9 protein-coding genes are annotated in these 11,976 nt (G+C 71.7%); 4 read left to right on the forward strand and 5 right to left on the reverse strand.

The window, feature by feature from the left end:
* Positions 1–31: 31 nt before the first annotated feature.
* Positions 32–958 carry an aminoglycoside phosphotransferase family protein gene (locus ACFPCY_RS35500; protein WP_378262792.1) on the reverse strand — a complete coding sequence of 309 codons (927 nt, stop codon included), beginning with the start codon at positions 956–958 and terminating at the stop codon, positions 32–34.
* Between the two features lie 40 nt (positions 959–998).
* Positions 999–1,922 carry a carbohydrate kinase family protein gene (locus ACFPCY_RS35505; RefSeq protein ID WP_378262794.1) on the reverse strand — a complete coding sequence of 308 codons (924 nt, stop codon included), beginning with the start codon at positions 1,920–1,922 and terminating at the stop codon, positions 999–1,001.
* 198 nt (positions 1,923–2,120) lie between these two features.
* On the opposite strand from ACFPCY_RS35505, the gene ACFPCY_RS35510 reads away from it, so the two are divergent.
* The 4 genes from ACFPCY_RS35510 (at position 2,121) to ACFPCY_RS35525 (ending at position 8,132) form a co-directional block, all read left to right on the forward strand.
* The gene (locus ACFPCY_RS35510) at positions 2,121–4,769 is read left to right on the forward strand and encodes a bifunctional acetate--CoA ligase family protein/GNAT family N-acetyltransferase (RefSeq protein ID WP_378262796.1); all 2,649 of its coding nucleotides are present in this window, start codon (positions 2,121–2,123) and stop codon (positions 4,767–4,769) included.
* 455 nt (positions 4,770–5,224) lie between these two features.
* Positions 5,225–5,806 (forward strand): DUF5998 family protein, encoded by a 582-nt coding sequence (locus ACFPCY_RS35515; RefSeq protein WP_378262798.1) that lies wholly within the window; start codon positions 5,225–5,227, stop codon positions 5,804–5,806.
* A 317-nt stretch (positions 5,807–6,123) separates the two neighbouring features.
* Positions 6,124–7,110 (forward strand): alkaline phosphatase family protein, encoded by a 987-nt coding sequence (locus ACFPCY_RS35520; RefSeq protein ID WP_378262800.1) that lies wholly within the window; start codon positions 6,124–6,126, stop codon positions 7,108–7,110.
* 182 nt (positions 7,111–7,292) lie between these two features.
* Positions 7,293–8,132, forward strand: a complete 840-nt coding sequence (locus ACFPCY_RS35525) for a sulfurtransferase (protein WP_378262802.1) — start codon at positions 7,293–7,295, stop codon at positions 8,130–8,132.
* Between the two features lie 9 nt (positions 8,133–8,141).
* On the opposite strand, the gene ACFPCY_RS35530 is transcribed toward ACFPCY_RS35525, so the two are convergent.
* From ACFPCY_RS35530 to ACFPCY_RS35540, 3 genes are read right to left on the reverse strand one after another with little or no spacing between them, the layout of a single operon-like run.
* Positions 8,142–10,703, reverse strand: a complete 2,562-nt coding sequence (locus ACFPCY_RS35530; protein WP_378262804.1) for a CHAT domain-containing protein — start codon at positions 10,701–10,703, stop codon at positions 8,142–8,144.
* A gap of 40 nt (positions 10,704–10,743) precedes the next feature.
* Positions 10,744–11,232: a hypothetical protein gene (locus ACFPCY_RS35535; protein ID WP_378262806.1), complete on the reverse strand. Its 489-nt coding sequence runs from the start codon at positions 11,230–11,232 to the stop codon at positions 10,744–10,746.
* Positions 11,229–11,939 carry an RNA polymerase sigma factor gene (locus tag ACFPCY_RS35540; protein ID WP_378262807.1) on the reverse strand — a complete coding sequence of 237 codons (711 nt, stop codon included), beginning with the start codon at positions 11,937–11,939 and terminating at the stop codon, positions 11,229–11,231. The genes ACFPCY_RS35535 and ACFPCY_RS35540 overlap by 4 nt, the downstream gene beginning before the upstream one ends.
* Between the last annotated feature and the right edge of the window lie 37 nt (positions 11,940–11,976).

Consider the following 11,976-nt stretch of genomic DNA (forward strand, 5'->3'; position numbering starts at 1 on the left):
AGCTGGAAGCGCTTGGAAGCCGGCGGGAGCGCTAAGGGGTGGTGAGGAGAGAGGCGAGGTGGTCGGCCAGGGCGGCGATGGCTTCGAGGTCCGGGCCGGTGCGGGCGACGTGGAAGCCGTGGCGGCGGGCGTGGAAGGCGGCCTGGACGGCGTGGAGCTGCGCCCAGCGGTGGACGCGGTCGCGGTCGAGTTCGGCCGACTCGGCGAAGACGTCCAGAGCGCGGTTGAAGGCTCTGGCGTGGTCGTCCGCCCGGAGCAGGGAGAGCGCCCTCGACTTGAGGAGGGCGCCCACGTCGTAGGCGGGGTCGCCCGCGTAGCCCTTGGGGTCCACGGCCAGCCAGGGTTCGCGGTCGGCGCGGAGGATGTTGCCGGGGTGCAGGTCACCGTGGACGAGGGTGTCCGGCTGGCCGTGCGCGAGGTCCTCCGCGGAGGCGATCGCGGCGCCGATCACGCGATCGGGCATCGTGTGGGGGAGCTGCTCGGCGTCCTTGCGCAGCTGGTCGGCCCAGGCGGGCGCCCGGTCCCGCAACCGGGGCAGGTGTGCGGGGGCGGGGACGGCCAGCCTGCGGCTGAGGCGGCCCGCGATCCGGATGATCTCGTCGTCGTCCCCGATCTCGGCCGGCGTGGACGGACGCGCGCGTTCCAGAAGCATCGCGAAACGTTCGTCGGCGCGCTCGTGGAGGAGGACGGCGCCGCGCCCGCCCCAGGCCGCGAAGGCGTCCGGTTCGTGCACGTTCCCGGGGTGGGGGAAGGATACCTTGAGGACGGCCGGTCCGGCGGGCGCCCGCACCGGGACGATGATCCCCACGCCTCCATGCGTGACCTCGCCGTCCGGGCTGCAGGACCAGCGGTCCAGCAGCCCGTCCACGATCAGGGGGAGTTCGGCGATCCAGCGCGAGCCGGGTTCGCCCTCGCGCGCGACGGTGCTGCGCGCGAACGCCTCGGGCACTCTGATCATCCGGGCAGCCTACGCGTCCGGCCGGGGCGGGGCGGCCGGATCAGTGGATGGGGTTGTCCAGGACGTCCAGGGACGGGCGGGCGCCCAGGTGCTGCAGGGCCTGCGCGGCCAGCCGGTTGCCGGCCGCCAGCGCCTCGGCCGGAGGCTTGCCGTCCAGCCAGGCGGGCAGGAAGCCGGCCACGAAGGCGTCGCCCGCGCCGGTGCCGTCCACGATCTTCTCGACCGGGTCGGCGGCGACGATGACGGCGTCGGGACGGCCGTTGGTGTACCAGAGCGACCCGTCCGCGCCGTTCTTGATCACGACCTGGGGGTACCAGGCGGTGAGCACCTTGGCGGCGGCCTCGGGGTTGTCGCGGCCGGTGAGGACCTCGGCCTCGGCGGCGTTGAGGACCAGCAGCCGGGCGCCCTGCGTCCACTCCAGGAACGGCTCGGCGCCCATGCGCTTGAGCGGCGAGGAGGACGCGCCGTCCACCGACACCGACATCTGCGCCTTGCGGGCGAGGTCGAGCGCGTGGATGGCGGCCTTCCGCGACCCCTCGTTGATCAGCGAGTAGCCGGACAGGTGGAGGTGTACGCCCTGGGTGAACAGGTCCTTGCAGCGCTCGACGTCCTCGGGGAGCAGCGCGCTGTTGGCCCCGGGGTCGGACAGCATCGTGCGGTCGCCCTTGTGCGTGACCAGCACCACGCAGGTTCCGGTGGGGCGCTCGGAGTCCATGACGAGGCGGGCGTCCACGCCGTAGCCCATCAGCTCCATGTCGCGGTTGCGGCCGGCGATGTCGGAGCCGCGGCGGCCGACGAACGCGACCTCCGCGCCTTCGAGCGCGAGCCAGGAGGCGACGTTGGCACCGGAGCCGCCACCATGGGTGGTGACGGCCGCGGGCGTGTCGCTGCCCTTGGCGAGGGGGTAGGCGGCACGTGCCACGGTGTCGGTCATCAGGTCGCCAACCACGACTACCCGGGTCATGGGGTCATCACCTCGATCAACACGGCCCGCGTGAGCGGCGGAGTGGGCGTAGGCACGACCGTAACAGCTCTTGACCTCCGATGAGGTCTCGAACGCGCGGCGAGGCCGCGGACGCGTGGCTTCCCGCCGCCCGGACCGGGACGTTCCCGGTCGAGGCGGGCGCGAGGTCACGCCGTCCCGTGGCCTAGTCTCGGTGGCGTGAGCGGGGAGAGCAAGCGGGACTATCCGGACCATTGGGAGGCCGACGTCGTCCTCGCCGACGGCGGGACGGCGCATCTGCGCCCGATCCGTCCCGAGGACGCCGACCTGCTGCGGTCCTTCTACGCCCGGCTGTCGGCCGAGACGATCTACTACCGGTTCTTCTCGCCGCGCCCCCATCTCTCGGACCGTGAGATCCAGCACTTCACCACCGTGGACTACGACCGACGGGTCGGGCTGATCGCCACGATCGGCGGCGACATGGTGGCGGTCGTCCGGTACGACCGGCTCACCGACCGGCCGGGTACGGCCGAGGTCGCCTTCCTGGTCGAGGACGCGCATCAGGGCCGCGGCCTCGGGGCCGTCCTGCTGGAGCACATCGCCGCCGCAGCGCGCGAGCGCGGCGTGCACCGCTTCGTGGCCAGCGTCCTGCCCGACAACCGGCGGATGACGCGGGTCTTCCGGGAGGCCGGCTACCGCGCCGAGCAGCGTTTCGAGGACGGCGTGATCGAGCTCGTCCTCGACCTGGAGCCCACGGAGACCTCCGTGGAGGTCACGGCCGCGCGCGAGCACCGCGCTGAAGCAAGGTCCATCCAAAGGCTCATGACGCCCCGTTCGGTGGCCGTCGTGGGCGCGAGCCGGGCGGAGCACAGCGTCGGGCAGACCGTCCTGCGGAACCTGCTGGGAGGCGACTTCAGCGGGCCGGTCTATCCGGTGCATCCGACCGCTACGGCGGTGGCGGGTGTACGGGCCTACACCTCGGTGCTGGACATCCCCGATGACATCGACCTGGCCGTGGTGGCCGTGCGGGCCAACACTGTGCACGAGGTCGTGGAACAGTGCGCCAGCAAGGGCGTCCATGGGCTGGTCGTGGTTTCGTCGGGATTCGGTGAAGCCGGTCCTGAAGGACGAGCACGGCAGGAAGAGCTCGTTCGCCTAGCCCGCGCCTACGGAATGCGTGTTGTCGGCCCCAACTGTCTTGGCATCGCCAATACCGACCCGGACGTCCGACTTAACGCGACCCTCGCGCCGACCCTGCCCGGACGCGGTCCCGTGGGGTTCTTCTCGCAGTCGGGCGCCCTGGGCACCGCCATCCTCCAGCGGACGGCCGAACGCGGGCTCGGCCTTTCCACGTTCGTCTCGGCGGGAAACCGAGCGGACGTCTCCGGCAACGACCTCATGCAGTACTGGGAGGAGGATCCGGCTACCAAGGCCGTCCTGCTCTACCTCGAATCGCTGGGAAACCCGCGCAAGTTCGCCCGCCTGGCCAGGCGGCTCTCGCGCCGCAAGCCAATCGTCGCGGTCAAGAGCGGGCGCAGCACGCAGGGTGTCCCGCTAGGGCACGCGGCGCGCGCCCTGAGCCTGCCGGACCACGCCGTAAGCGCCCTGTTCGCGCAGGCGGGAGTCATCCGCGTCGAGGACCTCTCCGAGCTCTTCGACGTCGCGCAGCTGCTCGCCTACCAGCCCCTACCGGCCGGTGACCGGATCGCCATCATCGACAACTCCGACTCGCTGGGGCTTCTCGCGCAGGATGCCGCTGTGGCGCTGGGACTGCGCGTACGGCCGCCGGTGGACCTCGGTCCTCTGGCGGATGCGGACGCGTACGAGGACGCCCTCGCCAGCGCGTTGCGCGACGAGAACGTGGACGCCGTCGTCGCGCTGTTCACCCCGCCCACGATCGGCGGCTACGACCTGCGCGTCCCGCAGAAGATCCTCCGCTTGGCGGCCGGATCGTCCAAGCCGATCGTCGCCACCTACCTCGGATTCAAGGGAATGCCCGCCGACCTGCGGATCAACGCGCCGGACGGGAGCGCCGCCGCCGGGTCCGTGCCGTCCTACCCGGCTCCCGAGGACGCCGTCCGGGCGCTGGCCTACGTGATCCGGTACGCGCAGTGGCGGCAGCGCCCGCCCGGACGCGTCCGCGACCTGGTCACGGCCGAGGACCGCCGCCGCGCCCGCGCGCTCGTCGGCGGCTGGCTGGACGCCGTGCCCAATGACGCCGCCCCGGTCGCCGCCTCGCGCGCGCAGGCGGCGGAGCTGCTCGCCTGCTACGGAATCCAGCTCGCCGAGCCGGAAGCCGCGTCCAACCTGAAGGCCGCCTCCGACCTGGACGCCGCGTCTGATCTTGACGCCGTGTCCGAGTTGAGAGCCGTCTCCGAGCCGGTGATCTCCGAGCTTGAGGCCGAACTCCTGCGCAGCGAGGAGACCTGGGAGGCTCAGAGGGCTCCAGAGAGCCCTGAGGACGACTGTGGCGGCTCCGGAGTGCCCGTTCGGATCGTGACCTCGGAGGACCCGTCGTTCGGCGCTGTGGTGGCCTTCGGGCTCGCGGACGAGACCGCCGCGCTCCTCGACGACCGCGCCTACCGGCTGGCGCCGCTCACGGACGCCGAGTCCGCGGCGATGATCCGGGCCATCCGGACCGCGCCGTTGCTGCTCGGCCACCGAGGCGCGGAGCCGGTGGACGTGTCCGCCGTCGAGGACCTGCTGCAGCGCGTCTCGAAACTGGGCGACGACCTGCCCGAAGTGGCCCGCCTGGAGCTGGACCCGGTGATCGCGGACGCCTCCGGGGTGTCGGTCCGAGGTGTCCGGTTGCGGCTGCAACGTCCCATGGGGCCGCGGCCCGAACTCGGGCCGCGCCGCCTGGGTTAGAGCCCGCCTGGATTGAGGCGGACCTGACGGGTTCCGGTCAGGACGGTGGTCCGGGTGGAGCCGGCCCGGGTTCCGGCGGAACCGGATCGGGCGCGGGCCCGGGCGGGTACGGATCCGGTGCCGGACCAGGCGGAATGGGATCGGGAGCCGGGCCGGGCGGCACGGGCCCCGGGGGCGGCTGCGGCGGTCCCGGAGGCGGTTCGGGCGGCGGCACGGGCGGTTGCGGGGGCGGCGCCGGCTCCGGCCCGGGGCGCGGGATCGGCTGTGGCGAAGGAAGTGGATCTCTGTCTGTCACGTCCTCATCCGTACCCAGGACGGACGGTGCACGACCCTTCGCCCTATCCGCCCGTTCGCGCGGGGGACGGGAGCGCACGCGCGCGTGCGGACGGGCGGAGCACCGCGCGGAACGGGCCGCCCGTGTGCGGGCACGGGCCCGGACAGGGCAGGATGGAGACATGAGGGAAACCCGAGCGACGGTTCACGGGTTGCGCACCGCCATCGAGCGCAGCGGTTACTACCCTGGCCTGGTCGCGGACGCGGTCGAGTCCGCCATCGGCGACGAGCGCGTCGTCGCGTACGTGGTCCACCACGAGGCGGCGTTCGATCCCGCCATGGAGGTGCGCCGCCACGTCACCGTACTGGCGCTGACCGCGACCCGGCTGCTGCTCTGCCACACCGACGAGCACCCGCCCGGCGATGGGATGACCCGTCCGCACGCGTCCACCACCACTGAAGCCGTGAAACTGGAGCGCGTCCAGTCGGTCGCGCTCACCCGCGTCGTCCCCGACCCGGAGACGTACGTGCCGGGGATGCCGCCCAGCGAGGTCGTGCTGACGATCGGGTGGGGCGCGATCGCGCACATCGACCTGGAACCGGCGACCTGCGGCGATGAGAACTGCGAGGCCGACCACGGCTACACCGGCAGCGTCACCGCCGACGACCTGTCGCTGCGCGTGAGCGAGGCCGCCGACGGCGCCGACGCGGTCGTCCAGGTCCTGGCCTTCGCCGAGGCCCTGTCCGCCGCCACGGCCCGGTGACGCCCGAGCCCGCCCCGCCGCCCGGCCGCCTGCCGGGCGCGGAGGCGCTTTCCGGTGCGGACGGGACACCGGGCGCCGACGGTATGCGGGGGCGGAGCGCGTTTTCCAAGCAGACTTCGTCGTCCGATTCCAAGCAGAGTTCGTCGTCCGAGCCGGCCCGTTCGTCCGAACCTTCGTCCGACCCGGAGACGATGGCTCCGCCGGTCCCGCCGTACGGGGCGCGTACGTTGTCGGATCTCACGGCGTCCGTCCTGGGGACTCTGGACGTTCCCGGTGCTGCGAACCCCCTGGGGCTGCCTTCCGTCCCGCGCGTGTGCGTGCTCGTCATCGACGGCCTTGGCTGGGACCTCCTGCGCGCGCATCCGGAGGAAGCGCCGTTTCTGAACTCGCTGTCCGGAGGTCCGCTTTCAGCGGGGCTTCCCGCGACGACCGCCACCAGCCTCGGGTCACTCTCCACCGGATTGCCTCCGGGCGGGCACGGCCTTCTCGGAGTGCAGGTCGCCGTTCCCGGTACCGGACGACTGCTGAACTGTCTCAGGTGGCAAGACGAGCTAGCTGAGCCTGCCGAATTCCAACCGGCGCCCACTGTTTACGAGCGGGCGGCTGAGGACGGCGTCGCCACGTCCTACATCGCCCTTGGGCTGTACCGGGACACCGGGCTCAGCCGTGCCACCACGCGCGGCGCGAACCACATCGCTGCCAGCGGCCTGGGGCAACTCGTCGCGCAGGCCGAACATGCGCTCCGCCTAGGCGATCGCTCATACGTGACCGTCTACCACGCGGACCTCGACTCGACCGGCCACCAGTTCGGATGCGGCTCCCCGCACTGGCGGCACCAGCTGCGCTTCATGGATCTGCTCGCCGAACGGATCGCGGCCGTCCTGCCGCCCGGAGCGGCGCTGTACGTGACCGGTGACCACGGCATGACCGATCCGACCGAGCGGGTGGACGCCGACACCGTTCCGGAGCTTGCCGCCGGGGTCGCGATGCTGGGCGGGGACGCGCGTTGCCGCTACGTCTACGCCGAGGCGGGCGCGGAGCACGACGTGCTCGCCGCATGGCGCGAGACGCTCGGAGACCAAGCGTGGGTGGCGTCCCGCGAGGAGGCAGTGGCGGCGGGCTGGTTCGGACCGGTCGTCCCGGCTTTCCTACCGCGCATCGGCGACATCGTGGCGATCCCCTTCACCGACCTCGCGATCGTTGCGAGCGAACGGGAACCCTGGCTGGACCGGATGGTCGGCATGCACGGCTCCCTCGTCTCGGCCGAACAGCTCGTCCCGCTGGTGACCGCCGTCCGCGAGTAGCCGCCCTCCTGCGTACGCAGGCTGCGTGACGCGTCCCGCGCCCGGCACGCACGCCCCGCGTGCCTCGTGCGTGCGCGTGTCGCGCGTCACGTGTGGGCGACCTGGTGCTCAATAGACTCGGGGCCGTGACGAACCTGCCTTCGGCCCTCCCTAATTCGGGCGATGCCGGTCAGACTGGCGATGTGCGCCCTCTCATCGACGTGTCCACGCTGGAACGGATGTTGAAGCGCGGGGGCCCCGCGCCGGTGCTGCTCGACGTGCGATGGCACCTCGGCGGTCCGCCGGGCGTCGAGTCCTACCGGAAGGGCCATCTGCCGGGCGCGGTCTTCGTGGACCTGGACCGCGACGTCGCCGGGACGCCCGGCTCCGGCGGACGGCATCCGCTCCCCGAACCGGCGGCGTTCGAGGCTGCGATGCGGCGCGCGGGGGTCTTCGCCGACCGTCCCGTGGTCGTCTACGACGGCGCCGACTCCACGGCCGCCGCCCGTCTCTGGTGGACGCTGCGGTACTTCGGGCACGAGAACGTCCGCGTCCTGGACGGCGGCTACCACGCGTGGACGACGGCTGGGAACGCCGTCGCGGTAGGCGATTCCTACGAGGAGGTCGAGCCGGGGGACTTCCAGGCGCGCCCGGGCAACCTTCCCGTTCTGGACGCGGCGGGTGCGGCGGCACTGGCGAAGGCCGGAGTGCTGCTGGACGCGCGCGCGTCCGAGCGTTACCGGGGCGAGGTCGAGCCGATCGACCCCGTGGCAGGGCACATTCCGGGCGCGGTGAACGCGCCGACGCTCGGGAACGTGGGCGTGGACGGCCGGTTCCTGCCTTCTGAGCTGCTGCGCGAGCGGTTCGCCGGGCTCGGCGCTACGGACGCGGTGGATGTGGGCGCGTACTGCGGCTCAGGGGTCACCGCCGCGCACGAGATCTTGGCCCTGCATCTGGCCGGAATCCCGGCCGCGCTGTATGTCGGTTCGTGGTCGGCCTGGGTGGCGGACCCGACGAACCCCGTGGCGACGGGCGAAGCCTGACGGACCGGTCTATCCCGCGCCGAAGCAGGTGAGGCCGAGCAGCCCCGTTGAGCGGGGAAGGGCCGCCAAGGCTCGGGAGGGGCTCGTACCGGACGCCATGAGCGCGTGCAGATCGGCCATGAACGCCGGGGACGCCGCGTCGCGCAGCGGTGAGGCACTCGCGACCACCGTGCGCGCGCCGAGGGCGAGCAGGACGCCGACCATGCCGATGACCGCGTCGTCCGCTCCACCGCGTCCGACGTCGCACGCGGACAGGATGACGGTTCTTGGCGGTGTGGCCAGGTCTTCCAGGTCGTGCACTGTAAGCGGGCCGTCTGCTAGCAGGAGCCGCGAGAACATCGGGTTGTCCGTGCGGAATTCCCCGTGGGTGGCCATGTGGACGAGATCGGCTCCGTCCATGGCCTGCCGGACGGTTTCGGCTCGCGCTCTGGGACCGGCCAGTGTGAGCGCGTTCGGATGCACGCGGCGCAGGATGCGCGTCTCCCGCTCCGCGTGCACGAGGCCAGGTCCCGCGACGAGTACGACGCGTGAGGAGCTGTGGTCAACGCTCGTGCGCGCGCGTAGCCAAGCCGTGGCCGAGGGCACTGCGGTGCATGGATGCCCTTGCACCGACGGAAGGACGTTCCAAGGCAGCGTGTGAAGGCTTCCCGTAGGCGCGATGACGAGCTCGGACGCCTGGATCGCGAGCGGGGCCATGAGCTGGTCGTCGAGGCGTTGGGTCGCTTGGGCGAGGCTGCGGAGGGCGGCGGAGTCCTGCTCGTCCTCCACGAGGGTTCGCAAGGTTGAGTGAAGCAGATGCACCTGCTGGGACGCTCGTGCGTAAGAGCCGAGCCGGTGCCGTTGCGGACGGCCGTCCACGAGGGTCACGCCCCAGAGCGCGTCGTCTATTCGGACGAGCTGGAGCAGCATGCGGTCGCCGAGCGCTTCGCTCAGCTCCCGGAGGCCGGGCACGTTCTGGGCCGCGCTCCGGCTGGATGGGGAGATGCTGTGCGCGCCCGCGCGTATGGAGGTCTCCAGTTCGGCCATCCGCTCGTTCAACGCCACAGCCGGTTCCCCGCGAGAGGTCGCAAGCGCGTGGGCGCTGCTGAGCAGCCGGAGCTCGGCCAGGGCAGCGGCCCGCCGCGGATCTCTTGGCGGACGCACCGCGACCGGACGGCGCGCGAGCGCTCGGCGGCGTTCGTCGGCGATCAGCAGCTCACGCGCCGAACGAGACAGCCGCAGAGCGAGCTCGGTGAGGTCCGCTCCCAGACGGGCCGTGCGCGCCCGCAGGTCGTGGGCGGTGAACGCGTCGGCGTGTTCGGCGAGAACCGAGAGGCCCGACCATACGGCGGCCAACGCGCCTCTGAGGTCGCCGCGCGCCTGCCGCTCCAGTGCGGTGGCATGCCATGCGACAACGCGGAGCGCGGCCGGGCCGTGCGCGCGCGCACGAGCGACGCGCACAAGCATCTGCTCGGCAGGGCGTCCCAGGTGGAGCGCCAAGCGTGCTCCGATGATGCGCGCTTCGGCGGAAGCCTCGGACCAACCTGCGCTCGCGAGTCGATCAGCGGTTGCCATGGCGGTGCCGAGCAGCACGGCTGAGCGCTCGCCCGTCTCCCATCGCGCGCGCAGGAGGAGATGCTCGGTGAGGGGGAGCCAGCCGAGGCGTCCCTGCCGGGTGAAGGCGTCGGCGGCCTTCCCTGCCGTTATGACGGCGGTCTCGGGATCGTCGTCGGTGAGTTCGGCGTGCGCCTGCAGAAGCAGCCCGTCGGCGAGGTCGCATCTGTAGCCGCTCGCCTCGGCGTCCCGCAAGGCGGACGTCAGGAGCTTGCGGGCTTCACCTGGGAGGCCGGCATGAATGAGCGTCTCGGCGCGGTCGAACCGGCACTGCGCCATCCGCTCGCCGGTCAGGTCCGGTTCAGCCTTCTCGTAGAGGCGCAGGGCCCGCGGGATGTCGCCGCGCCTGGACGCCACGAATGCGAGATTCGCACGGGCCATGGCCTTTTGCAGCCCCAGTTGATGCTTCTCGCTGGTCACGCTTGCCTCGTTAAGGAAGCGCTCCGCTTCGTTCAACTCGCCGCGCAATGCCCTCGCCAAACCGAGGTTCGAGAGCATTCCCGCAAGCGCCACCGGGTCGTCGCCTTGGCGGAGCTTGGTAAGGGTGGATGCGGCAAGAGTGTCCGCGTCCGCGATTCTCCCTGCGCGCGCGAGGGCGCAGACAGTGTTGGCCGCGAGTCTGTACGCGTCCGCGCCGCGCAAGATTCCCTGGGCTCGCCCTGCTTCGGCTAGGGCACGGTTGGTGTCGCCCCGCGCGGCGAGGAGACCGACGAGGTTCATACGGACCTGAGCCACGGCGTACACCGAGGGACCCGCATGGACCAGAGCCTGTTCCAGATGCGCAATGCCGTCCTCTAGGAAACCGAGTTCTTTGGCAGCGACACCTGCCGCGCGAAGGGCTACGACCAGATCGCTGGTGTCTCCCGAGGTTTCAGCCCAGGCGATCCGTTCGGTAGCGCTGCGGTAGGCGACGGCCGGATGCGTCGTCGCCAGACGCAACAAATCCCGTCCCGTCACGTCGGGCGGATCCTGAAGCATGCGGCTCCGTTTCGGAGGGCGGGGAGTTCGGGAACCTGTCTCAGAGCCGGATCCAGCTCGTGACTACACAACTGGCGTCCGGTAGGTGGAAGACCAGGCTGATCAGGCCGTCCGGGACGGCTGTGAGGACGAAGCATCCGGTCTCGTCCGCGCGCGCGAACAGCTCGTCGGTGTGCGGATGCCTGAGGCGGATGTCGGCTGCGGACGCCGGTGCGAGGCGTCCGCTCAGCGCCAGGTCCCGTCCCGTACCGGAGACCTGAAGTTCGACTGTGCGGCCCGACGCGCGGAAGGTGAGCAGCCGCGGGCCGCCCGCGCCGCCCTCACTTGCTGCACTGCCCGCGCTACCCGCGTTGCCCGCGCCACGTGCGCCGACGAGCCCGTGATCTCGCTCGTCCGTGAGTTCTGCCAGGTCGGCGTCCGGATCGCGCCAGGTGAGGGCGGACCGCCCGGCGGCGAGCACATCGTCCGGCACGGGATCGAGGCGTTCGAAAGCGACACGCAGTTCGTCCAGGAGGGGCTTGTCGTTCATGCGGCGAGCCTCCTGCGCAGTTGGTCGAGGCAACGCGCGCGAGCGGATCCGATGCTGCCGACCGGGACGTCCAGGGCGGCAGCCAACTCGGCGTAGCTGTGCGCCAGCGCATGCATCCGCAACAAGTCCCGGCAAAGTCGGGGGAGCGTCCGTAGGGCTTCTCCGACCCTGCCGACCTGCTCGCGCGCGAGCGCGGTGTCCTCCGGACCGAAAACGCCGCTGCCGAGGGGAGTCGCCGGGGCGAGGTCGGTGAAGCACGACGGATCCGCGGAACTCTCGCGTCCCCGCCGCCGGGCCAGCGCCAGAGCCTCGCGGCGTGCGGTGACGGCCAACCAGCGTGGAGTGGCCTGGGGATCGCGGACGGTGTCGATCCGCTCGACGAGCCTCAACCACGTCGTCTGGACGACATCGCCGCAATCGGCATCGTCCAGACCGCACGACCGGGCGATCGCCCATAGGAGCGGCGCATGGCGGTTCACCAGAAGGACCCATGCGGCCCTGTCACCGAGGCGTGCACGGATCAGCAGTTCACCCGACTCGACGTCGGCGGCTTCCGGGATCGGCGGAAGGTGCACGCTTCGACGCGCCGCACGTGTCGCCTCGTCCGCGCGCGCGTGCGGCACCACCCCTTCCTCCGCCTCGCCCGCCATCACCCCGGGAAGGACACGTCCGCTCTCGGACGGAGCAGGACGTTCGTTCAAGGCCACCGGCACTCCTCCAAGAGGCCCCCGCTGAACGACGACA

The organism is Actinomadura gamaensis, from assembly GCF_042652125.1.
Taxonomy (GTDB): domain Bacteria; phylum Actinomycetota; class Actinomycetes; order Streptosporangiales; family Streptosporangiaceae; genus Spirillospora; species Spirillospora gamaensis.